General features: G+C 63.3%; 21 protein-coding genes. 9 read left to right on the forward strand and 12 right to left on the reverse strand.

The genetic code is table 11. From position 1 onward, the window contains the following. Positions 1 to 63 precede the first annotated feature (63 nt). The 8 genes from P1M51_RS04935 to P1M51_RS04970 all read right to left on the reverse strand — a co-directional run bounded on the left by P1M51_RS04935 (position 64) and on the right by P1M51_RS04970 (position 4,788). On the reverse strand, positions 64 to 300 hold the full coding sequence (locus tag P1M51_RS04935) for a UPF0058 family protein (protein WP_276247075.1): 237 nt from the start codon (positions 298 to 300) through the stop codon (positions 64 to 66). A 325-nt stretch (positions 301 to 625) separates the two neighbouring features. Further along, positions 626 to 805, reverse strand: coding sequence for a hypothetical protein (locus P1M51_RS04940; protein WP_276247076.1), 180 nt, complete (start codon positions 803 to 805; stop codon positions 626 to 628). 47 nt (positions 806 to 852) lie between these two features. Continuing rightward, positions 853 to 1,824, reverse strand: a complete 972-nt coding sequence (locus tag P1M51_RS04945; protein ID WP_276247077.1) for a transcription initiation factor IIB family protein — start codon at positions 1,822 to 1,824, stop codon at positions 853 to 855. A gap of 163 nt (positions 1,825 to 1,987) precedes the next feature. After that, the gene (locus tag P1M51_RS04950; RefSeq protein ID WP_276247078.1) at positions 1,988 to 2,620 is read right to left on the reverse strand and encodes a phosphoribosyltransferase; all 633 of its coding nucleotides are present in this window, start codon (positions 2,618 to 2,620) and stop codon (positions 1,988 to 1,990) included. Between the two features lie 48 nt (positions 2,621 to 2,668). After that, positions 2,669 to 3,607 (reverse strand): plastocyanin/azurin family copper-binding protein, encoded by a 939-nt coding sequence (locus P1M51_RS04955; RefSeq protein ID WP_276247079.1) that lies wholly within the window; start codon positions 3,605 to 3,607, stop codon positions 2,669 to 2,671. A 165-nt stretch (positions 3,608 to 3,772) separates the two neighbouring features. Then, positions 3,773 to 4,078 carry a hypothetical protein gene (locus P1M51_RS04960; protein ID WP_276247080.1) on the reverse strand — a complete coding sequence of 102 codons (306 nt, stop codon included), beginning with the start codon at positions 4,076 to 4,078 and terminating at the stop codon, positions 3,773 to 3,775. Between the two features lie 55 nt (positions 4,079 to 4,133). Further along, the gene (locus P1M51_RS04965; RefSeq protein WP_276247081.1) at positions 4,134 to 4,409 is read right to left on the reverse strand and encodes a winged helix-turn-helix domain-containing protein; all 276 of its coding nucleotides are present in this window, start codon (positions 4,407 to 4,409) and stop codon (positions 4,134 to 4,136) included. A gap of 94 nt (positions 4,410 to 4,503) precedes the next feature. Further along, on the reverse strand, positions 4,504 to 4,788 hold the full coding sequence (locus P1M51_RS04970) for a DUF357 domain-containing protein (RefSeq protein WP_276247082.1): 285 nt from the start codon (positions 4,786 to 4,788) through the stop codon (positions 4,504 to 4,506). Between the two features lie 133 nt (positions 4,789 to 4,921). Between P1M51_RS04970 and P1M51_RS04975 the strand changes: the two genes are divergently transcribed. Next, the gene (locus P1M51_RS04975; protein WP_276247083.1) at positions 4,922 to 5,983 is read left to right on the forward strand and encodes an NAD(P)/FAD-dependent oxidoreductase; all 1,062 of its coding nucleotides are present in this window, start codon (positions 4,922 to 4,924) and stop codon (positions 5,981 to 5,983) included. Positions 5,984 to 6,089: 106 nt separating this feature from the next. Further along, on the forward strand, positions 6,090 to 6,380 hold the full coding sequence (locus P1M51_RS04980; protein ID WP_276247084.1) for a hypothetical protein: 291 nt from the start codon (positions 6,090 to 6,092) through the stop codon (positions 6,378 to 6,380). Here the strand turns inward: P1M51_RS04980 and P1M51_RS04985 are convergent. From P1M51_RS04985 to P1M51_RS04995, 3 genes are read right to left on the reverse strand one after another with little or no spacing between them, the layout of a single operon-like run. Beyond that, on the reverse strand, positions 6,377 to 6,922 hold the full coding sequence (locus P1M51_RS04985; protein ID WP_276247085.1) for a hypothetical protein: 546 nt from the start codon (positions 6,920 to 6,922) through the stop codon (positions 6,377 to 6,379). The two genes, P1M51_RS04980 and P1M51_RS04985, sit on opposite strands and share 4 nt — an antisense overlap. Continuing rightward, positions 6,922 to 8,271, reverse strand: coding sequence for an NRAMP family divalent metal transporter (locus P1M51_RS04990; RefSeq protein WP_276274853.1), 1,350 nt, complete (start codon positions 8,269 to 8,271; stop codon positions 6,922 to 6,924). Before P1M51_RS04990 ends, P1M51_RS04985 begins: the two co-directional genes overlap by 1 nt. Positions 8,272 to 8,310: 39 nt before the next feature. Beyond that, positions 8,311 to 8,982, reverse strand: a complete 672-nt coding sequence (locus P1M51_RS04995) for a 2,5-diamino-6-(ribosylamino)-4(3H)-pyrimidinone 5'-phosphate reductase (RefSeq protein ID WP_276247087.1) — start codon at positions 8,980 to 8,982, stop codon at positions 8,311 to 8,313. 87 nt (positions 8,983 to 9,069) lie between these two features. On the opposite strand from P1M51_RS04995, the gene P1M51_RS05000 reads away from it, so the two are divergent. The 4 genes from P1M51_RS05000 to P1M51_RS05015 are packed head-to-tail and all read left to right on the forward strand — an operon-like array spanning position 9,070 to position 15,529. Continuing rightward, entirely contained in the window at positions 9,070 to 10,338 is a 1,269-nt protein-coding gene (locus tag P1M51_RS05000) for a Single-stranded DNA binding protein (RefSeq protein WP_276247088.1), read from the forward strand. Then, a complete protein-coding gene (locus P1M51_RS05005) occupies positions 10,335 to 11,894 on the forward strand; it encodes an RPA family protein (protein WP_276274854.1) in 1,560 nt (519 codons plus the stop codon). The genes P1M51_RS05000 and P1M51_RS05005 overlap by 4 nt, the downstream gene beginning before the upstream one ends. After that, positions 11,894 to 12,637, forward strand: coding sequence for a metallophosphoesterase (locus P1M51_RS05010; protein ID WP_276247090.1), 744 nt, complete (start codon positions 11,894 to 11,896; stop codon positions 12,635 to 12,637). Before P1M51_RS05005 ends, P1M51_RS05010 begins: the two co-directional genes overlap by 1 nt. A gap of 42 nt (positions 12,638 to 12,679) precedes the next feature. After that, entirely contained in the window at positions 12,680 to 15,529 is a 2,850-nt protein-coding gene (locus P1M51_RS05015; protein WP_276247091.1) for a DEAD/DEAH box helicase, read from the forward strand. Here P1M51_RS05015 and P1M51_RS05020 read toward each other — a convergent pair whose 3' ends face one another. After that, positions 15,530 to 16,360, reverse strand: a complete 831-nt coding sequence (locus P1M51_RS05020) for a polyprenol monophosphomannose synthase (RefSeq protein ID WP_276247092.1) — start codon at positions 16,358 to 16,360, stop codon at positions 15,530 to 15,532. A 473-nt stretch (positions 16,361 to 16,833) separates the two neighbouring features. Between P1M51_RS05020 and P1M51_RS05025 the strand changes: the two genes are divergently transcribed. Genes P1M51_RS05025 through P1M51_RS05035 form a run of 3 tightly spaced genes read left to right on the forward strand, consistent with a single transcriptional unit; the run spans position 16,834 to position 21,613 of the window. After that, a complete protein-coding gene (locus P1M51_RS05025; RefSeq protein WP_276247093.1) occupies positions 16,834 to 17,844 on the forward strand; it encodes a glycosyltransferase in 1,011 nt (336 codons plus the stop codon). After that, the gene (locus P1M51_RS05030) at positions 17,841 to 20,273 is read left to right on the forward strand and encodes a DUF2079 domain-containing protein (protein WP_276274855.1); all 2,433 of its coding nucleotides are present in this window, start codon (positions 17,841 to 17,843) and stop codon (positions 20,271 to 20,273) included. Before P1M51_RS05025 ends, P1M51_RS05030 begins: the two co-directional genes overlap by 4 nt. After that, on the forward strand, positions 20,270 to 21,613 hold the full coding sequence (locus P1M51_RS05035) for a sulfatase (RefSeq protein ID WP_276247095.1): 1,344 nt from the start codon (positions 20,270 to 20,272) through the stop codon (positions 21,611 to 21,613). Before P1M51_RS05030 ends, P1M51_RS05035 begins: the two co-directional genes overlap by 4 nt. The last annotated feature ends 145 nt before the right edge of the window (positions 21,614 to 21,758 follow it).

The raw sequence follows: 21,758 nt of genomic DNA on the forward strand, positions 1-21,758 counted from the left end.
TTTTCGAGCGTTGTGACTCGGCGGTGAGTTAGGTCCGGAAGAACGGCGTCTTCGGCGACGCGCTTAATCGGCCGTGGCGGAGATCTTTTCGGATTCCGCCTCGGTCATCTCTGCGGTGATACCGTCTGCGAGTGCGAACACTGCTGCTTTGTGGTCAGTTTTCGATTTGTGGATTGAAGTCGGTCGTACACCGAGAGACTCGTACGCTTCGTGTTCAATTGTAATTCCAAACTCTGTCTCGTAGTGGTTGCATACCTCCGAGAGGAGGCCGTGCAGGTGGATGAGCTCCTGCTTCTTCATAACAACACCATCTAACGAGCGGAGGGTTATATTACTATCTTGAGTCTCGTTAGCATACTTACCGGTTTAGACGGGCTGTATCGACAGTATTCGCCGGAATTTCGTCCGGCTCCCTTCGGGCAGTTGACGGGTCTATTGCGTGACCTTTGACTATGGTTGTCACACGAGTTAGGCTCCGGCAAACTGATTTTTACGAATTCCTAACGAGCCACTCCCACAGACCGTCCCTCGTGTTGACCACAAGTAGGAAACGCAGGTGCTTTCGAGTTGAGCTGATGCGTCGCGAAAAAAATCGAGAGTACGGTTTTGCAGACCGTCACCGCGTCTATTCGAACTGTTTCACCGTGTCGAGGTCGTGGTCCGTGCGCATGAACTCAGAGAGCCGACGGCTCGCGTGACAGTTCGGACAATGAAAGGTCGTTTTGAGGGGCGGAAGTTCACCCGGCGTCGATTCCCAGTCTTTTCCACATTCAGGACAGAGTAGACGGACGTATGCTTCCACCATGTGTGCCTACCTTTCGCAGGGGTAAATGAAAAAGGTTGTTGCCTTGCTCACATCGGGACGTCGCTGCCCTGCGCTTCGAGGAGTTCCTTGTAGCGGTTTCGGATGGTGACTTCGCTGATGTTCGCCACGTCTGAGACCTCGCTCTGGGTGACCTTCTCGTTCGAGAGCAGTGCGGCGGCGTAGACGGCGGCGGCGGCGAGGCCGACCGGCGACTTGCCGCTGATGATGCCGAGTTCCTTCGCGTTGCGGAGCAGGTCGCGTGCCCGGCGCTCTGCCTCGTCAGAGAGGTCTAAGTCGGAGGCGAACCGGGGCACGTAGCTCTCTGGGTCCGCGGGCTTGATTTCGAGGTTGAGCTGGCGGACGATGTAGCGGTAGGTCCGGGTGAGTTCCATCTTGTCCACCCGCGAGACCGTCGCAATTTCGTCTAAGCTCCGGGGCATGCCGGCCTGGCGGGCGGCGGCGTAGACTGCCGCCGTCGCGACGCCCTCGATGGAGCGTCCGGGCAGGAGATTCTCGGAGAGCGCGCGGCGGTAAATAACCGACGCCGTCTCGCGAACCGTGCTCGGAAGCCCAAGGGCCGAAGACATGCGGTCGATTTCCCCAAGCGCCTGTTTGAGGTTGCGCTCTTTCGAGTCACGCGTGCGGAATCGTTCGTTCCAGGTGCGAAGGCGCTGCATCTTCGCGCGCTGGCGGCTGCCGAGGGACTTCCCGTAGGCGTCCTTGTCGCGCCAGTCGATGTTGGTCGAAAGCCCCTTGTCGTGCATCATCTTCGTCGTCGGCGCACCGACACGGGACTTCGAGTCTCGCTCGCCGGCGTCGAAGGCGCGCCACTCCGGGCCGCGGTCGATTTCTGCTTCCTCGACCACGAGGCCGCAGTTGCGACAGACCGTCTCACCGTGCTCTGAATCGGAGACGAGCGGCCCAGCGCACTCTGGACACACCTCAGTCTCGTCTACCCTCCGTTTCTCTTTTTCCTGTGGCTGTTCGCCAGTGTATGTCCTGATTGTTGTGTCACTCATGATTGTCTCTCCGTCGGGCCAGGGATGCGGGCGTCTACCGGGGGGTGGAAAACCCTAAAAAGCCGGGCGCTTGACCTTACGTATAGTTAGTCCGTAAAGCTTATAAATGTTTTGCTTGTGTGCACAAGCCAAAAACACACGACTGCAACCGGACGATTCGGATTTACTCGAAGTAACCGTCGAGGGCCGACATCGCCGCTTCGTCGGTCACCTGTTCGAAAGTTTCATAAAACTGTCCCACGGCGGTGAAGTACGCTGGCGTCATCTCGCAGATGACCTCGTCGGCCTCGCTCATGAGTCGCTCTGCGCCCGACTCAGAGGACACTGGAACCGCCAAAATCACGCGACTCGCTCCGGCGGCTTTGGCCAGTCGAACGCACGCAAGCGCCGTCGCGCCCGTGGCGATTCCGTCGTCCACGATGACGACGCGCTTGTCGTTCAGGTCCGGCGTCTCGCGCTTTCCTCGATACCGCTCTGCTTTCTCGTGGGCGTTTTCCCGCTCTTTCGCAATCGTCTCCTCTAGATACCCCTCTGTCACGCCGAGCGAGTCGATGAGCATCTCGTTTCGCCAGACGCTCCCGTCTGCCGCCACCGCGCCGATGGCCAGTTCTGGGTTGCCGGGCGCGCCGAGTTTTCTGGCGACGATGATGTCGAGCGGCGTGCCGAGCAAGTCGGCGACGATGCGTCCGACTGGAACCCCTCCCCGCGGAATCGCGAGGACGATGTCGGCTGCAACGTCGTGGGCGTCCACGACGCGAGCCAGTTTCTCCCCCGCGTCCGTTCGATCTCGGTACATTGTCTGAGATAGGCGCGGCCGGGGCTTAAACCTCGGTAGCGACGCCCCTCACGTCGTCGTCTCGGTACCGTCGTCTGTGGTGGTCGTTTCGGCACCGTCGTCGGTGGTCGTGGTCTCCGTTCCCTCTCCGTCCGTCGGTTCCTCACCGGGTTCTCCACCGCCGTCCTCCGAGAACAGTTCCTCGGGGTCGAAGGTCGGAATCTCGCCTTCGAGGTCGGTCCACGCAACCGGACCGTTTTCGACGATGTTCTCGGGTCGAAGCCGGTCTGCGTCGAGGACGGCCGCGACTGGAGGTGGAAGCTGGTCGCTTCCAGCCGGTGCTTCGGGCGCTTCACAGCTCTTCTTGGTGACGACGACGCGCATCACCATTCCCAGTTCGAAGTGGGGCAGACACTGAATGTCGTAGACGCCGGGTTCCGTAAACCGATAGAGCCAGTTCTCGTCGGTCATTACCGGCGGTGAGGAGAACGGCGCTGCGCTCTCGGGGATGCGCTGGGGGAGCCCGAAGAAGCGCGGATGGATGGCCGTCACCGTGTGCAGGTCCGCCGAGGGATTCTGGAACTCGATTACGTCCCCTGCCTCGACGGCGATGCCGACCGGGTCGAAGTAGAAGTCGGGGAAGCCCTCCGTTCCTTCGCCTTGCCCGTCCGTGTCGGTCTGCTCGTCTGCCGGCGTCTGCTCCCCGTCTGCTTCCTCGGGAAACAGCACGTCCGCGTCGTCCACTCGCATCTCGACTGTGTGCTGGGGTCTGAGCGCCGTCGGCACATCGAGTTCCGTCGTCAGCGAGGCGTACCCTGCGAGGTCGTCGATGCAGGGCGGACAGTCTGTCTCCTGTAGCCCCCACGTTCCCTGTTTTTCGTCACTTTTCGTTTGTGCCGTCGCCACCCCGCCGAACGACGCCACGGCAGTCCCTGCCCCGAGCGTGCGCAGGACGGTGCGCCGCGTTCGTTGCCAATCCCTCGTTTGCTCGCCAGTTTCCCGTGACATGGCGACAGAAGATTCACCGCGAGGGTTCGTTATTATCCAGATGCCAAGGTATCACCCCACAGGAACGCAGAAAGTGGTGGCCGCCGCGGCGAAACCTGGTTCTAACTAATGTGCATGCCGTGGGTCGGTTTATTGAACGGTCAGAAGGCTAGACTCGAACCAGCGTCAGTCCCACGCCGTCCAGGAGAGAAACAGCAAGCCGACGAACTGCAAGACAGCGAGCAGCATCATCGACTGCCAGACGATGGTCGGAACGGCGGAAGCGTACCACGCAGAGAGGTCCGGGTCGATGAGGTAGTAGTAGAGCGTGAGCGCGTTTTGGGCGAGCAAGAACACCGAGAACATGAACAACCCGATGGTGTGTTTCGAGCGGAACTTCAGGTAGTTTCGGCCCCACACGTAGCCGAGACCCGCGAGGAGGAGCACGTTCAGCGCGGTCGCGCCCTGTGCGACCGTAACCCAGATACTCATCTACCTTCACCTTCCCAACGGGTTGTAATAACGACTAGCCCAAATTCGGCCATAATCACTCCACCTGCTCGATGATTTGTTCGATGGTATCCCAGTGGTGGCGGGCGTTTTCGCTCGGCAAGTAAATCGCTCCGTAGTCGTCGCCGCTTGTAATCACGATGTTGTTTTCCATGAGCACCTCGAGGTGGTGGCGAATCGTCTTGTAGTTCAAATCCAGATCCTCCGCGAGCTGGTTTGCGTTCCGGGGTTGGTCGTGGAGGGCCTTCAACAGTCGAACCCGGTTGGCTCCGCCTCGGGTACCGGTTAACACGTACCAGAGGGCAGCCTCCATTGAAACAACCCTCTCTCCCCGGCCATGTAAGCCCATCGACAGGGGAAGGTGTCGTACCGGCGTCGTCGGCCGCTTCAGCCGCAGTTCGGGCCAGTCAGACGGTGAACAGGTGACCCTCGTCTGGCACCTTGAACAGCCCAATGCGAGCGCCGGCGTCCATCCAGCCGTGACCGTAAGAGAAAGAGGCGAGCGCGTTCACGAGGTCGTCGTTCGCCTTGAAGTGACGGCCATCGTCCAGATACGACTGGGCCATCTCGCGGTACTCGGCGGCTGACTCGCCGAGGGGCGTGTTCGGCGGGTTCACGTCCTCTGCGGCGTCCAGTGCCTCTGCGAGTAACCGCTCGTACCGGTTCGTCTTCTCCGCTAAGTCCGCAGGCATGTTCGATGCTTGCTCGGGTGGGCATATGGGCCTTCCCACCGTCGGCCGAATTCTGCCTGAACGAACACCCGGAATCGCACCCCGACTGCAAGACAGCGCAAGGTAAATACTTGTCCACGGTCAAGTTGTTCGCATGTCGAAAGGGGACGCAACCGAGGTCGAGCACCACCGACTCGTCATCGCCGGGTCAGGCATCGCTGGGCTCACCGCGGCCATTTATGCTGCTCGCTCGAACAACGAACCGCTCGTCTTAGAGGGCACAGAACCCGGTGGCCAGCTCACGCTGACCACCGAAGTGGACAACTATCCGGGCTTCCCGGAGGGAATCAGCGGGCCCGAACTCGTGAACAACATGAAAGCGCAGGCAAAGCGCTTTGGCGCAACCGTGAAAAATCGCGTCGTCAAATCCGTCGACGCATCCGAGCGCCCGTTCAAAATCGAACTCACGACGGGCGACGTCATCACGGCCGACGCCTTCATCGCCGCCTCGGGTGCGAGCGCCCGAACGCTCGGCATCCCCGGCGAGGACGACCTGATGGGCTACGGCGTCTCGACGTGTGCGACCTGTGACGGCGCGTTCTTCCGCGACCAGGAGATGGTCGTCATCGGCGGCGGCGACGCCGCGATGGAGGAAGCCTCTTTCCTCACGAAGTTCGCCTCGAAAGTCTACCTCGTCCATCGCCGCGAGGAGTTCCGCGCCGAGGACTACTGGATCGACCGCGTGAACGAGCAGGTCGAAGACGGTACAATCGAAATCCTTCGCAACACCGAAGTCACCGAGATTCACGGCACGCCAGAAGACGGCGTCAGCCACGTCCGGATGGTCCGCCACCCCGAGGGCCACCCGACCGAGAAACTCGACGACCCCGAGACCGAGGAATTCGACTTCGAGACGGGTGCCGTGTTCCTCGCAATCGGCCACACGCCGAACACGGACTACCTCGAAGGCACGGGCGTCCAGCTGGACGACGCGGGCTACATGATCACGAAGGGCGGCAAGGGCGCACAGCAGACCGCCACGGACGTGGCCGGCATCTTCGGCGCGGGCGACGTGGTGGACTTCCACTACCAGCAGGCCATCACCGCAGGCGGGATGGGCTGTCAGGCCGCCATCGACGCGGACGATTACTTAGAGGACTTAGACCGCGAGAAACGGGCCGAAGAACCAGTCGCCGCGGCAGAGTCAGACGACTAAGCTGTATTTCTCTTCGTTTTCCACGCCAGCGAGCGCCAGCCACGTTTGTGCGCACACCGGGCACGCATTCCACAGGCCCTTTACGTCCGGACGCGAAGTCCCTCCCATGTCCGACTCCCTAGACACAGCCACGTTCACCATCGAATCGTCCGACGGCTCGACCGACGAGGTCGAACTCCCGACCGAACTCATTGACATCCTCTCGGAAGAAGAGACGACGGCCGAGGCCGTCACCGACGTCGTCCTCATCGGGTTCGCCCAGCGCGCCCACGCCATCGTCCACCACGCGCAGGCCGACTTCGACGCCGACGTCGAAGCCCTCGAAGAAGCCGTCCTCGACACCTTCGAAGAGCGTTTCGGCATGACGTTCGCCGAGATGACCGGCCACGACCACTAGAGTCGACGATTGGTGTCGGCCCACGACCGCAGCCGGTCGAGCACTCGCTTTTCTCGCCGCGAAATTTCGTCGTCACGGCCGAGTTCGTCGCTCTCGAGGGCGTTGACCACGGCCACCGTCGCCGGGTCCAGCCACTCGAACAATCGAGTGACGTCGCTCCCGGCCGCCTGAAACGGAATCGTCGCGTCGTTTACGAACGCTGCCGTGGGCGTCGGGGCCGTTTCGAGCAGCGAGCGTGCCCGAGTTGCGTTCTCACCCGCAAGTTGGGACGCTTCGGCGGGTGAGGAGGCAGCGGCCCGCGGTGCGTGAGCGTCGATGACTCCGTACCAGACGCCCTCTGGAATGTCGAGAAACCGCGTGAGTCGGCCGCCGAGAAGTCGCCCGTCGCGTTCTACCTCGGGGGCGAAGTCGAGGACGACCACGCCCTCGGTTCCGTGGCCTTCGACCCACGCCTGCAATGCCTCGGCGGTTCGTTTCGTCTTTCCGACGTTGGAGGGCCCGGTGAAGAGCAATCGTCCGGCGGGAGGGCTTTCGCGTGTCATCACTGGGTGGCGGCCCGGGGCGTCTCTTCTCTGAGCGCGGTTCGGACGGCCAGTCCGAGGACGACGAGCGTCGCGGTGCCGAGCACTGCGGCGAAAACGAGGACGAACGCGCTCAGCGGTTCCCCGGGCGTCGAGAGGTGGCCGCGGACGAACGACCCGGCGGTGAGCACGGTGATGCAGATGAGCACGACGCCGCCGAGATTCGTCCACGGAGCGGGGGTCTCGCCGACCACTCGCCGGTCGTTCAACAGCGCGAGGACGATGGCGATGGCGAAGGGTGTCCCGACGAGGCCGAACGCGAGCACCAGCACGAGCAGCGGGAAGAACGACCCGCCGACGAACGGGCCAACGGCGGAGACGAGCGCGAACCCGGCAAGGAGCAGGCGGTAGCGCGAATCCTCGACGGTGGTTCCCCAACCGAGTTTGTCCGCGAGCAGAAATGGCGGGACGACGGTGTTGCCTCCGAGCGTGGAGACGGCGGCCCCCCAGAGGCCGAGCAGGAACAGCCACTTCGCGTTCGCGCCGACGAGCGGGCCGAGCGCCTGCGAGGCCGAGACGTGCGTGAGTCCCTCGGGCGAAACGGCCCCGTGGAGCACGCTCGCGGCGACGAGGAAGATAGCGAGGCTGTAGATGCCGAAGGCGACGAACATCGACGCCACGATGTCGGTGGTGGCGATGTCTGTGTCGTCGCGGGTCCAGCCACGGGCACGCATGGTGTAGGAGTGCATCGTGATGAGCGTGATGTGGACCGCTCCACCGAGGATGCCGGCGACGACGAGCGCCCCCGACAGCCCAGCGGGCATCGTCGGGACGAGGCCGGCGATCGCCGCACTGGGGTCGATTGGGACGACGAAGAGGGACGCGATGAAGGCGCAAACGACGGCCGAGACGAGAAGTTTTGCACCGAGTTCTGCCACGCGGTACCCTCCCCCCGCGAGACCGAACGCGAGGACGAGTGCCCACGCAACGCCCCAGATGCGGGCGTCGATGCCGGTGATGGTCGCGCTGATGTCGGCGACGCCCTTCATGATGACGAGTTGGGCAAGTCCCGCGGCGAGGACGGCGTCTGCGACGAGCAGCCACGCCCAGCCACCGCCGAGGTGTCGTTCGACGGCAGCGACAAGGCCGGTTTCAGTCCGGAGACCGAGACGCATCGCGAGGTACTGAGCGAACGTTCCGAGGATTGCAGAGAGCACGACGACCCAGAGAAGCGCGAATCCGAACGACGTGCCGGCGGTCAGCAGTGAGGCCATCGTCGCCGGGCCCGCCGCAATCGCCCCGGCGAGCCACGAGGGCCCCATCTTTGCGTACAGTTTAGCGCCGCCACTTCTGAGCGCGGTGAATGTCATACACCTCTCTCGACGAGGCCGGATGATAAATGGGTGGTATTACTGGGTGGTTTCCGGAACGTAGCTGAGCACTACGCCGTCGTCCATCCGCTGGACGTCGGTCAGTTCGAGGCGGGGGAACCCAGCGACGAATCCCTCACCGTCCGCGAGCGTCGGGGCTTCGCGCCCGCCGATGATCAGCGAGCCGACGAACACGGTGAGTTCGTCGACGAGTCCCTCCTCGAACAGCGAGAAGATGAGTTCGCCCCCGCCCTCGACCATGATGGACTCGATGCCGTGGTCTGCGAGCGCATCGAAGGCGGCGGTGAGGTTCACCCGGTCTTCGCCGGCGACGATGACGGTCACCCCTTCGCGCTCCAGTTTGCGGATGCGCACGGGATGGGCGGATTCGGTCACGAGTAGGTAGGTGTGTGCCCGGTCGTCGAACACCTGGGATTCGCGGGGGCAGCGGGCGTGGGAGTCTGCGACGATGCGGGCGGGATTCTCGGGGACGCCGCGGGCCTCACGGGCGGCCCGGCGGTCGGGGTCGTCAACCGTCAGGCTGGGGTCGTCGGCGACGACGGTTCCCGCGCCGACCATCACGGCGTCGTTTTCGGCGCGGATGGCGTCCATCCGGTCGAAGTCGTCGTCTCCGCTGATGACCACCTGTTTGCGGCGGCGGTGGGAGAGCTTTCCATCCACGCTCATGGCTGCATTGACGACGACGCGCATGGATGGTGATACGTCAGAGGGGTGAAAACCGCTTTCGGTGGGGAGTTCCGCGAACGCTTTTTATGGCATCCGGACGAAGATTCGGTGATGAGTCTCGACGACACCGCCGAAGAGCTCGCCTCCGCTCTCGGCGCAGACAAAGCGGAGGTCAAACGCGACTTAGAAAACCTCGTCCAGTACAGCGTTCCACTGGAGGAAGCAAAACAGAGCGTCCGTCGGAAGTACGGTGGCGGCGGGGGGAGCGCACCCACGCCCGAAACCGTCTCCATCTCGGACATCACCACCGACAACTCGAACGTGACGGTGACGGCGAAGGTGCTCACGGTCGGCAAGCGCTCGATTCGCTATCAGAACGAAGACCACCTCATCCACGAGGGTGAACTCGCAGACGAGACCGGCAAAATCTCGTACACCGATTGGCACGATTTCGGTCTCACCGCCGGCGATACCGTGACCATTACGAACGCCGGCGTCCGCGAGTGGGAGGGCAATCCCGAACTCAACCTCGGGGACAGTTCCTCGGTGGACCCGGCAGAGAGCATCGAGGTGCCGTTCGCCGTGGGCGGGGACAAACCGCTCACCGAACTCGCACCCGGTGACCGTGGGGTCAACGTCGACGTCGTCGTCAGTGAAGTAGAGGAGAAGACCATCAGCGGTCGCGACGGAGAGACGACGATTCTCTCCGGCGTCTTCGCCGACGAATCCGGTCGTTTGCCGTTCACCGACTGGGACCCCCACCCGGAACTCGAGGCCGGCGCGTCGATTCGCGTCAGTGGGGCGTACATCCGCGAGTTCCGTGGCATCCCCTCGGTGAACATCTCCGAGTTTTCGACGGTCGAAGCGCTCGATGCCGACCTCGAAGTGAGCGACGACGCGCCGCGAAAGCGCATCGACGAGGCCGTCGGCATGGGCGGCCTGTTCGACGTCGAACTCGTCGGCAACCTCCTGTCGGTGCGCGACGGTTCTGGCCTCATCCAGCGCTGCCCCGAGTGCAACCGCGTGACCCAGAAGGGGCAGTGTCGCTCCCACGGACAGGTCGACGGCTACGACGACCTGCGCGTGAAGGCCATCCTCGACGACGGCACGAGCGCGCTCACGGTCATTCTGGACCGTGACCTGACCGAGCAGGTGTACGGCGGGTCGCTCGAAGACGCCCTTGCCGCCGCCCGCGAGGCGATGAACCAGGAGGTCGTCGCCGACTCGATTCGTGAGAACATCGTTGGCGGCGAGTTCGTCGTCCGCGGCAGTCTGAGCGTCGACGACTACGGCGCGAACCTGGACGCGACCGCGTTCAGCGAGTCGGCGGACGACCCGGCCGCGCGTGCTGCGGCCGTGCTCTCGGAGGTGGACGCATGAGCGCCACGCCAGTCGGCCGCGAGGTCGCCCACCGCCTGTTCGCGGCCGAGTTCGACGACGCCTCGCTTTCCTACTCCGAATCGGACGAGGAACGCGCGCCGAACTACGTCGTCACCCCGACCGGCGCACGGGTCAACCGGATGTTCGCCGTTGGCGTCCTCACGGAGGTCAATACGGTGAACGAAGACCAGCTGCGCGCCCGCATCGTCGACCCGACCGGCGCGTTCGTGGTCTACGCCGGCCAGTACCAGCCAGAGGCGCTCACGTTCCTCGAAAACGCCGCCGTCCCGACGTTCGTCGCGGTGACGGGCAAGGCACGGACCTTCGAACCGGAGGACTCCGACCGCGTCTACACGTCCATCCGGCCCGAGAGCATCAGCGAGGTGGACGCAGAGACCCGAGAGCGGTGGACGGTCACCACCGCAGAGCGCACCTTAGAACGCATCGAAACGTTCGCCGGGGCGCTCGACGTGGACGCCCGCGGTGAAGACCTGCGTGCGCAGTTGCTCGCACAGGGAGTAAGCGAGAGTCTCGCCGCGGGCATCCCGAAGGCAATCGAACATTACGGCACCACGAAGGCTTACCTCGAAGCGATGGAGACGCTCGCGACGCAAGCACTCGAAGTCGTCACCGGCGACCGCGACTCGGTTCCGTCGTTCGATGCGGAGCCGTCGATGGCCGGCCCGGAGACGCCAAAACGCGTCCGCTCGTTCGAGTCGGTCGAGACGGCCGCAGACGCCGATTCAGCAGGGGCAGACGCCGTCGAAGCGGAAGTAGAAGCCGAACTCGAAGTCGACGGCGACGATTCTGCGGCCGTGGCCGAGACGACGGAACCCGAACCGAGCGACGTCGAAACCGACGAACCAGTCATCGAGGACAGTCCGCCCGAGGAGTCAGAACAAGTCGTCGAAACGGAGCCAGCCATCGACACGGAACCACCTGAAGACGACGCGACTGGTACGGTTCCCGAGGCCGAACCCGTCGACGCTGCGGAGGCGACGGCGACGAGGCAGGGGGAACCGGACGACGATGTGGACGACGCACTCGGCGAACCAGCCGAGAACGCACTCGATGAGGTGGCGGAGTCAGTCTCGGACCCGGACGACGACGTGGAGGACTTCGACCCCGGCGAGGTAGACGAGATGTACGAGATGGACGAGGAAGAGCGCCAGCAGGTCGAAGAAGAGTTCGGCACGGAGTTCTCGACGGGCTCTGAAGTCGGCCCCGCGGGCGAGGCGGGCATCGACGTGCCAGACCCCGAAGAAGTCGAAGCAGAGGCGGCTGAAACGGCCGCCGAACCGGAACCCGAACCTGAAGCCGACGAACCGGAAGCAGAAACCGACTCCGAAGCAGATGGTGACGTGGACCTCGAAGACGCCGTCCTCTCGGCCATGCGCGAACTCGACGACGGCGACGGTGCGGACCGCGAAGCCGTCATCGCCGCCGTGGTCGAAGAACACGGTGTGGCCGTCGACGCCGTCGAAGACGCGATTCAGGACGCGCTCATGGACGGCCAGTGCTACGAACCTGACGAGAACACGCTGACCGCCATCTGATGGCGAGTTCGGTCGAGCCGATTCCGGGGCAGGCGGCGGCGATAGCTGACCTGTCCGGGGAGCGTGCGCTCGTCGTCGCCGACTACCACGCGGGCCTCGAAGTCGCCCTCCGGTGGGATGGCGTTTCCGTCCCGAGCAAGGCCCCAGAGCGACGCGAGCAGCTCGTCCGCCTGCGAGAGGAATCGAACACAGACCGCGTCATCGTTTTAGGTGACTTCGGCAACGCAATCGGCGCAGGCTCGAACGAAGAAATCGAGGAAATTCACACGCTCCTCGCCGCCCTCGACTGCCCCGTAACCGTCGTCAAGGGCAACCACGACGGCGATATCGAGGAACATATCGATGGCATCGACGTGACGCCCGCCCACGGCATCCGCCTCGGTGATGTTGGCTTCGCCCACGGTCACACCTGGCCGGCCCCAGACGTTCTCGACGCCGAGATTCTCTGTACCGCCCACGAACATCCACAGGTCAGACTGACCGACGACGTGGGTGGGCAGCGCACCGAGCGCGTCTGGCTTCGCGGGACGGTGGACCCTGCGCCGTTCGCGGAGTTCCACGGCCGCGAGTTCGACGGCGGCGCGCCGTTCGTCGTCTTCCCGGCGTTCAACGACCTCGTCGGCGGGACGTGGGTGAACGTCCAAGAAGATGGCTTTCTCTCGCCGTTTCTCCCCGCGGGTCTCCGCGACGGCGAGGCCTATCTGCTCGATGGGACTCGGCTCGGGAACTACGACCGAATCTGACTGGCCGCGCTGCTTATTCTCCTCTGGCCATTAGGAGTGGCAATGACTGACGGCGAGGTCGCGGGAGCCGACGCATTCACTCACCTCGGCGAGGCGGTTCGCGAGGCCCTCTCTGCGCGTGGCTTTTCGACGCCGACGGCTCCCCAGCGGCGGGCGATTCCGCCGCTCGCATCCGGTCGGGACGCGCTCGTCATCGCGCCGACTGGGACTGGAAAGACGGAGACAGCCATGCTGCCCGTCTTCGACGCCATCGTCGCGAAATCGCCCGAGGAGCGCGCGGGCATCTCTGCGCTCTACATCACGCCACTTCGCGCTCTGAATCGCGACATGCGCAGTCGCCTCGAATGGTGGGGCGAGACCCTCGACGTGGACGTGGACGTTCGTCACGGGGATACGACGCAGTACCACCGGAGCAAGCAGGCGAACGACCCGCCAGACGTGCTCGTGACCACGCCGGAGACGCTGCAAGCGATGCTCACGGGGAAGAAACTCCGCAAAGCCCTCGAAGACGTTTCGCACGTCGTCGTCGACGAGGTACACGAACTCGCCGCATCGAAACGCGGCGCGCAATTGACCATCGGTCTGGAGCGGCTGCGCGAACTCGCTGGCCCGTTCCAGCGAATCGGCCTCTCGGCGACCGTCGGCGACCCGAGGGAGGTCGGGAAGTTCCTCACTGGCGACCGAGGGTGTGCCATCGTCGAGGTGGACGTGGGCAGTCGAATTGACCTCACCGTCCACGAACCTGAACTCGTCGACGAGGACGAGATGCTCGCCGGGAAACTGCTGACCGACCCGGACATCGCGAGCCACGTCCGCGTCATTCGCGACCTCGTGGCCGACCACGAATCCACGCTCATCTTCGTGAACACCCGACAGACGGCGGAAGCCCTCGGGTCGCGGTTCAAGGAACTCGACCTGAACATCGGCGTCCACCACGGGTCGCTCTCCCGAGACGCCCGCGTCGAGGTCGAAGACCAGTTCAAGGCGGGCGAACTCGACGCCCTGCTCTGTACCTCGTCGATGGAACTCGGCATCGACGTGGGCCGAGTCGACCACGTCATCCAGTATTCGAGTCCCCGCGAAGTCTCGCGGATGCTCCAGCGCGTCGGGCGGGCGGGCCATCGCCGAGACGCCACCTCCCACGGCACTATCGTCACGACGCGCCCGGACGACACCTTCGAGGCGATGGTCATCGCTCGCCGCGCCGGGGTCAACGAGGTCGAGGAGGCGAACATCCACCACGGTAGCCTCGACACCGTCGCCAACCAGATTGCGGGCATCGTCATGGATTTCGGCGACGTGTCGGGGCGCAAAGCCTACGACATCGTGACGCGAGCCTATCCGTTCGCCGACCTCACCGAAGAACAGTTCAAGGAGGTCGTCGAGGAACTCTCGTACAACCGCATCGTCTGGCTGGACGAGGAGAAAGACCTCCTCTCGAAGAGCGGCGGGACGTGGCGTTACTTCTACGCGAACCTCTCGATGATTCCCGACGAGGAAACCTTCGAGGTGTACGACATGGCGAGTGGGCGGCAGGTCGGCACCCTGGACGAGCGGTTCGTCGTCAACTTCGCTGGCCCGGGCGAGGTGTTCATCCAGCGCGGCGAGATGTGGCGCATCACGGAAATCGACGACGAGAAACAGCGCGTGCAGGTGACGCCCATCGAGGACCCCTCCGGCGAAGTGCCCTCGTGGACGGGCAGCGAGATTCCCGTCCCGTTCGAGGTTGCCCAGGAAGTCGGCGAACTCCGAGGGGTCGCCAGCGACCAAATCGACGACGACGAGGACCGCGAAGCGGTCGCCCGGTTCATCGCCGGGCGGTATCCGGCCGACCACCGCACCATCGAGGAAGCCCTGAACCCCATCGCTCGCCAACGCGAACAGGGTCACCCAATTCCGACCGACGACCGCGTCGTCATCGAGTTCCAGGGGCGGACCGTGGTCGTAAACGCCTGCTTCGGACACAAGGTAAACGAGACGCTCGGCCGCGTGCTCTCCGCGCTTATCGGCCAGCGAACGGGTTCATCCGTGGGCCTCGACGTAGACCCCTACCGCATCGAACTGGAGGTGCCCCGCGACGTGACCGCGAGCACGGTGGTCGAGGTGCTCGAAGCGACCGACCCCGACCACCTCCAGCCACTCATCGAACTGAGCCTGAAGAACGCAGACGCGCTCAAGTTCAAACTCGCGCAAGTTGCGGCGAAGTTCGGTTCGCTGCAGAGTTGGCAGGGCGATTCGAACCGCCAGTTCGGCCTCAGCCGCCTGCTCTCGGCACTCGCGGAGACGCCCGTCTACGACGAGGCGGTCCGCGAAATACTCCACGAGGACTTAGACATCGCCCGCGCGGCGGCCGTCCTCGAACGGATACAGTCCGGTGACATCGAACTCGTCAAGGTGGGCGGACGCACCGCCATCGGGGTGGACGGCCGCTCCTCGGGACGCGAACTGCTCGCCCCGGAGAACGCAGACGCGAGCGTCATCCAGACCGTCCGCGAGCGCATTCAGAACGACCGAATGTTGCTGTTCTGTCTGCACTGTCAGGAGTGGGAGCGAAAACAGAAGGTCAGCCGAATCCCCGACCAGCCCCAGTGCCCGCTGTGTGACTCAAGTCGCATCGCTGCGCTCAATCCCTGGGCCGACGAGGTAGTGTCGGCGGTCAAGGCACGGGAGAAAGACGACGAACAGGAGAAGATGACGCGCCGAGCCTATCGTTCGGCCAGTCTCGTCCAGAGTCACGGCAAGAAGGCAATCATCGCGCTCGCGGCGCGCGGCGTCGGCCCGCACAACGCCGCGCGTATCATCGGAAAGTTACGCGAAAATGAAAACGAGTTCTACCGCGATATTCTGGGCCAGGAACGCCAGTACGCTCGAACGAAGTCCTTCTGGGACTAATCAGGTGAGGTGCGGTCGCGGGTACCTCCGCGCCCAACGGGCGAGTTGGAAGGCGTGTTCGAGGAAGTCGAGGTACTCCCGTAGAGACAGCTTCGACTCGCCGTGCTCGCGTTGGTGGAACACGTAGGGAACGTCGACGACGAGCGTGTACTCACACCGAACGAGGAGTTCGAGAAGAATCTTGTAGCCGATCGGAGCGAGCGTCACTCCGGAGACGAGCTCCCGTCGAAACGCGAAGAAGCCGCTCATCGGGTCGGTCACGCTTCGCACCTGCGGGATGAGGAGTTTTGCGATGACGAGCGCTCCACGACTTACGAACCGCCGGTACGGCGACCAGTTCTCAATGCCGCCGCCGGCGGTGTATCTGCTGGCGATGGCGATGTCAGCCCCCGACTCGAGGGCCGCGAGGAGCGCCGGAATCTTCTCTGGTGGGTGTTGCAAGTCCGCGTCGAGGATTACACAGCAGTCGTACGTCGCGGCGCGGATACCGTGTGAGACTGCCGTCGCGAGCCCACGCTCCTCGGTTCGTCGGATGACGCGTATTCGACTGTCACCTGCGTACACGGTACTCACAACTCGCCAGGTGCCATCCGGCGAGTCGTCGTCCACGATAACGATCTCGAACGGATGGCCGGCGAGTGCCGTTCGACACCGGTCTATCACGCGTTCGACGTTCTCGGATTCGTTATACGTTGGGATGATAACCGACACCGAAAGGCCACTCGTTGTCTTCACCGACTCGTCGTACGTTCGGTCTTCTCTAACTGCTCCCTGCTGAACCGGTGGTCGGGTAGGTAGCTGGGCTGCCGGTGGCGCTGTTGACGTTGCCATCTTCGCTCGTTGAGAGAGCCAAGTGCAGACCCGCGTAAAAACGCCGAATATCGTTCACGAATATGGGTCCGCGTTAATTGCCGTCGTATTCACAGTGTATGGAAAAACGGAGTGTTATAGATCATCGTACCAACTCGTTGTGGTGAGACGGTCACGTTCGCAAGCAGGTAGACTCACGGTGTAACCAGCGCGGGTAGCCGTCACGCCATCGCTTTTTTCGGGCGATTGCTCGTCCGGCCTGTGCCCATGAGCATCTGGGTTCAGGGCAGGCTGAGTGTCGAGAGTACTGGACCGTTATCGCCAATCGTTCCAGTTGTGTTTCCGTTCACACGACCCCGTTAATCGACCTCCATTCCTGACCGACAGAATTAACAGAAGTATACTAATCACGTCGCTTCTCCTCCCTACGGGACAATGGAGAGTCAGCGATCTCGTACGTTCTGTGCGCAGGTTCTATTCGACGTAGAGGGCTAATGCGCGTCGTCCTCTGTCCCCACCTCTCGCTCGAACACTATCGCGGGGGTGAAAAATGGACCGCAGCACTCGCAAACCGCCTGGTCGAAGATGGCGTCTCGGTCGCCGTCCGAGCGCTCCCCTACGCGCCCGATGGAGTCAGACGGGTCGCCGTCCGCGACGTCCTCGACAGCCGTGTCTCCTACCGGGAGGCCTGGCACCACGACCTCTCGGCGTTCGACACTGCGTACCTCTTCTACAATCCTCTCTCGCAGTTGTTTTTTACCGGGGCACCTCGGTACGTCGCGGGTATCCACTCGTGGCTGTTCGTCACCGACAGACTGTACGAACCGTTCTACGGCGTCGTTCCCACTGGCGTCAAACTCCTCTACCGGCTGGTAGGTCCGCTCGACTTACGGCGATTCGACGTCGTCCACTCGGTCACGCGGGCCTACCGCGCTGTCCACCCGCGGACGGTGTACATTCCGAACTTCGTGGATACCCATCGTTTCTCTCCCGACCGCGCTCCGCTCGCATCCGAATTTACGATTCTCGTGACGGCGGCGCACATCCCCGAGAAGGGGTGGGACCTCGTCAGGGAGACGGCAGACCGGTTGCCGATGGACATGCGCCTCGTCACGACGGGAACGTGCGACGATGCGCGCATCGACGGTCTCGGGTTCGTCACCGAGGACGAACTGGCGATGGCGTACGCTCGCGCACACGTCGTCTTGCACCCGGCGCGAGTGGACACCGACAGCATGGTGATAAACGAGGCGTGTGCGTCTGGAACTCCGGTCATCACCACGCCAATCGCGACCCATCTGCCGGCAACAGACGCGGTGCTTCACGCCGAAACGGTAGAGGAGATATTCATACATCTCCGATTGCTTCGAACGGAGTGGGAACAGAACACCGGCTACACGGCGCGGTGTGAAGCTGCCCGCGCTGCCGGAGAAGCTCACGATTTCGACCTCATCTACCCGCAGCTCAAATCACTGCTTCTCGGTTCCGGAGGAGAGGCCGCGTGAGTGTAGTCACTGAATTTCTGCAAGCGCGACTCCCGGTCGAATCCCAGACGCGCCGGTTCGTCCAATACCTGCTGGTCGGCGTGCTTGGACTCGCGATCAACGAAGGGACGCTCTTTCTCGTCACGTCGGTCGCCGGGGCGTCCTACGTCATTGGCGGCGTCCTCGGACGGGTCGTGAGCATCCTCGCAAACTACGCGGTAAACGACGTCTGGACGTGGCGCTCTCGCGGCGACCCGGGCGCTAGGAACTGGCTCCTGCGGGGCGGGAAGTACGTCCTCACGCGCGTTGTCGGCATCGCTATCGGACTCGCCACGCTCATCGTCCTGGTCGAACTGTTCTCGATGCACTACCTCATCGCGAACGTACTCGCGGTTGGGGTCGGCGTTATCTGGGGGTTCGGAGCGAGCGACCGCTGGGTTTGGCCCACGACGGCGAGCGTCCCTGTCACCGACCGGGTCGAGACGCTCTGGACGCGAACGGCGGCTACCCGTCGCCGGTTTTGGACGCGACTCGGAGCGATAGACCGGCCGACGTGGTATGTCATCGGTCTCGCCGGCGTGCTGTTCGTCTGGTTCTCGTTTTACACCAGCCTCCTCTATCGAGGCTACATCCTCACCGGTGCCGACCTCGGCACGTACGTCCACATGTTCTCGACCACGCTGGACGGCCACGGCTGGCTCTTACAGGGGAAATATCGCGTTAGCCACCCCGGTGGTTCCTACTGGGGGGCACACTTTACGCTCACGCTGCTCGCCTTCCTCGTGCCGTACGCAATCGCTCCCTCCGCGATAACGCTTCTCGTCGCGAAGGCGTTCGTCTTAGCGGCGAGCATTCCCCTGTGCTGGCTGGTCGTCCGGACGCACGTTGCTGACGTTCGCCTCGCTGGCCTCGTGACGGTTTCCTACGCGTTCAATCCTTTCTTCTGGTCTGCGTGGTCGTTCGACTTCCAGGAACAGGCAGTCTTGCCGCTGCTCATCTTTCTCACCTACTACGCGTTCGTCAAGGGGCGCGACGCGCTCTTTCTCGGCGCGTTTTCGCTGATGGTGCTCACCAACGAGTTCATGATTTTCATCGCCTTTGGCTTCCTCGTTGGCCTCACGTTGCTGAGTCATCGCGAGAACAGGCTCGCGTCTCGCTCCCGAATGCTCGGCTCGGGTTTCGTCATCGCCGTCGGCGCACAACTGCTCGCCGGCTACGTCATCTCTCAGTTCAGCGTCGAATCCGGCATCCCCACCCGGGCGGTTGCTGTTCCCTTCCAGCAGTACATCGAGGGGACCCGAGTCGCGGTCGGCAGCCTCGTCGGCATCGTTCTCGCCCACCCTCAGGTGCTCATCGACTCGCTGTCCATCAGTCTCTCTGCTAAGTTCCTGTTCTTCATCGCGCTGCTGTTACCGGTGGCGTTTCTCTCGCTCACGGACGAACTGACGCTCTCGTCGCTCACGCCGTATCTCCTCTTCGCGTGGTTCCTCGGCCACAAGCAGGCGTACTTCGCCTTTGGTGCCCACTACCCGTTCTACTTCTTGCCCGTGCTCTACATCGGAACTGCGCGGATTCTCTCTCGCGTCCAGTTGCCGCGTCTCTCCCGGGAGACGGCGAGTCGAGCGCTGGTGTACGTCATCTTACTCAACGTGGCGAGCGGACTCATTATCGCCGGCGGGAACATCCAGCCGTTCCCCGTCATCGACGACCACACCCGGACGCTCGACGCGGCAATAGCCACGGTTCCCGAGGATGCGACGTTGGTGACTCAGAACAACATCTATCCGCACGTCGCAAATCGCCCCGGTGCCTCTTTCATCATCAGCCCGTACGAAATCGAGGTGTATCAGGCTGCGTACGGAGTGCTCACGCCGGAGTACGTGCTCTACGATTCCCAATCGAAGTGGGCGCGCGTCGTCGAAGACACGTTCGTAGACCGTCTCGACGGAGAGTACAGTCTGTACCGGTACGAAGACGGTATCTGGGTGTTCAAGCGAGGGTACGACGGCCAAGCGACGACGATAACGTCCGGTGAACCTCTCTCGTGGTTCGCGGGCACAGAGCGGCGGTACGATGCACAAACCCTCTCGGTCGGGTCGGGAACCCAGGTCGAAGGGACTATCGTCGGAGGCGGTGGGCCTCCAGGCGAAGCCATCTGGTACGGACCCTACGAGACGCTCGCACCGGGAATCTACACGGTGACCTACCGCGTGTTCGTAGCGGGAGAGACGACCGGCTCGGTCGCTCGCCTCGACGTGGTCGGCGGCGAGGACCACCGCGTGCTCACCAGAAAGACGGTCATGCCGGCGAATCGCTGGCAAGAGGTGACGACCACCTTCACGCTCACGCGACCCCAGTCGAAAGTCGAGTTCCGCGGTCACTCGACCGGGAGAGCGGGAACCGTCACGCTCGATTGGGTCAGAATCGAACGCCGGGAGGCCACATCGTGAACATTCTTCTCATCACCATCGATGCGTGGCGGGCGTCGCACGCGTCGTTCAACCCCGGAAGCGACCCGACCTATACGCCGACCCTCGCCGCGTTCGCCGAGACGGGCACCGTATTCACGCAAGCGGTCAGCCATGGTCCGTCGACACCCTACGCATTTCCCGCAGTGTTCTCCTCGTCGCTTCCGCTCGATTACGGCGGGTACGAGCGACTCAGCGACGAGCGTGTCCTCCTGAGCGAGGTGCTCTCGACCAACGGATATCGGTGCGTTGGCGTCCACGGCAACCCGTGGCTCGGTGGTAAGTACGGCTACGCCCGCGGCTACGACGAGTACCGCGACATCGGGGAGTTTTCAATCCCGTTTCTCGACAGTGGGCGAGAGGTCCTGATTCGACGATTCGGCCTCGACCACCCGGTCTACCGGATGGTTCAGTACCTCTACCGGTACGCAAGCGACCCGATTCGCAGATTCTGGAGCGGCACGTCGGAGGTGGATGTGGCGCTCGAAGCGCTCGATTCGGCTGTGAGTGACCAGTTCACCTGGGTGCACATACTGACGCCGCACGCTCCTTACACCCCGCCAGCGCGTCACCGGGCCGCCGTTTCGATGCCCGCATTCTCCGGGTCGGCGACGACGCTCGTCACGCGCGCTCAGCACGACCCAGAGCGCCTCACCGAACGCGAACGAGCAGTCGTCCGTGGACTCTACGCCGCTTCGGTTCGCCACGCGGACGAGCAGGTGGGCCGCCTGCTCGAACGCGTCCCTGACGACACGCTCGTCATCGTGACTGCAGACCACGGCGAGGCGCTGTTCGACCATGGTCAACTCGGGCACGAACCGGCGTTGTACGACGAACTCATCCGCGTTCCATTGCTCGTTCGACCACCTGGTGGCCGCGCGGGGAGCGTCGGCACACAGGTCAGACACATCGATATCGCCCCCACGATACTCGACTACGCCGGTATCGAGTCGCCCGCGTCGTTCATCGGTCGGTCGTTGCGTCCGGCAATCGAGGGCGCGGTGGACGTCGACCAGATCTCAATCGCCGAGGTGGCATCGACGGCGCAAACGCCCGGTCGAATCGACGCTGACGCGCTCCAAGTGTCTGTGCGGCTACCCCACCGAAAATTGCTGTACAGAAACGGGACGACGGTCGGGTTTGATCTCACGACCGACGCGACAGAACAGCACCCCATCTCGGACCGTACGGGCGTCGAGTGGGACCCGCTCAAAACGGCGCTTGCAGATCGGTTGGCTTCGCTCGACGTTCGGAGCGGCGCACGGATCGACTACGACCCGCGAACAGAGGAACGACTGCGAGACCTCGGCTATCTCGACTGACTATTCGACTGGCGGGTCTTTTTTGAGGACGGTTCACCTTGTGGACAGTGGACCAGTTTCACCGGATGAATGTAGTGTCCACAGGGCCTGAACACGCCGTTGTCGGGCCCACTGATGATTGTTCCAGTGACTGGCCTGTCGCAAA

It is taken from the genome of Haladaptatus sp. QDMS2 (genome assembly GCF_029338295.1).
Lineage (GTDB): Archaea > Halobacteriota > Halobacteria > Halobacteriales > Halococcaceae > QDMS2.

Bases quoted from the DNA above. Each gene is read 5' to 3' on its own strand.
- P1M51_RS04935 (WP_276247075.1), bottom strand. From the start codon at position 300: ATGAAGAAGCAGGAGCTCATCCACCTGCACGGCCTCCTCTCGGAGGTA.
- P1M51_RS04940 (WP_276247076.1), bottom strand. From the start codon at position 805: ATGGTGGAAGCATACGTCCGTCTACTCTGTCCTGAATGTGGAAAAGAC.
- P1M51_RS04945 (WP_276247077.1), bottom strand. From the start codon at position 1,824: ATGAGTGACACAACAATCAGGACATACACTGGCGAACAGCCACAGGAA.
- P1M51_RS04950 (WP_276247078.1), bottom strand. From the start codon at position 2,620: ATGTACCGAGATCGAACGGACGCGGGGGAGAAACTGGCTCGCGTCGTG.
- P1M51_RS04955 (WP_276247079.1), bottom strand. From the start codon at position 3,607: ATGTCACGGGAAACTGGCGAGCAAACGAGGGATTGGCAACGAACGCGG.
- P1M51_RS04960 (WP_276247080.1), bottom strand. From the start codon at position 4,078: ATGAGTATCTGGGTTACGGTCGCACAGGGCGCGACCGCGCTGAACGTG.
- P1M51_RS04965 (WP_276247081.1), bottom strand. From the start codon at position 4,409: ATGGAGGCTGCCCTCTGGTACGTGTTAACCGGTACCCGAGGCGGAGCC.
- P1M51_RS04970 (WP_276247082.1), bottom strand. From the start codon at position 4,788: ATGCCTGCGGACTTAGCGGAGAAGACGAACCGGTACGAGCGGTTACTC.
- P1M51_RS04975 (WP_276247083.1), top strand. From the start codon at position 4,922: ATGTCGAAAGGGGACGCAACCGAGGTCGAGCACCACCGACTCGTCATC.
- P1M51_RS04980 (WP_276247084.1), top strand. From the start codon at position 6,090: ATGTCCGACTCCCTAGACACAGCCACGTTCACCATCGAATCGTCCGAC.
- P1M51_RS04985 (WP_276247085.1), bottom strand. From the start codon at position 6,922: ATGACACGCGAAAGCCCTCCCGCCGGACGATTGCTCTTCACCGGGCCC.
- P1M51_RS04990 (WP_276274853.1), bottom strand. From the start codon at position 8,271: ATGACATTCACCGCGCTCAGAAGTGGCGGCGCTAAACTGTACGCAAAG.
- P1M51_RS04995 (WP_276247087.1), bottom strand. From the start codon at position 8,982: ATGCGCGTCGTCGTCAATGCAGCCATGAGCGTGGATGGAAAGCTCTCC.
- P1M51_RS05000 (WP_276247088.1), top strand. From the start codon at position 9,070: ATGAGTCTCGACGACACCGCCGAAGAGCTCGCCTCCGCTCTCGGCGCA.
- P1M51_RS05005 (WP_276274854.1), top strand. From the start codon at position 10,335: ATGAGCGCCACGCCAGTCGGCCGCGAGGTCGCCCACCGCCTGTTCGCG.
- P1M51_RS05010 (WP_276247090.1), top strand. From the start codon at position 11,894: ATGGCGAGTTCGGTCGAGCCGATTCCGGGGCAGGCGGCGGCGATAGCT.
- P1M51_RS05015 (WP_276247091.1), top strand. From the start codon at position 12,680: ATGACTGACGGCGAGGTCGCGGGAGCCGACGCATTCACTCACCTCGGC.
- P1M51_RS05020 (WP_276247092.1), bottom strand. From the start codon at position 16,360: ATGGCAACGTCAACAGCGCCACCGGCAGCCCAGCTACCTACCCGACCA.
- P1M51_RS05025 (WP_276247093.1), top strand. From the start codon at position 16,834: ATGCGCGTCGTCCTCTGTCCCCACCTCTCGCTCGAACACTATCGCGGG.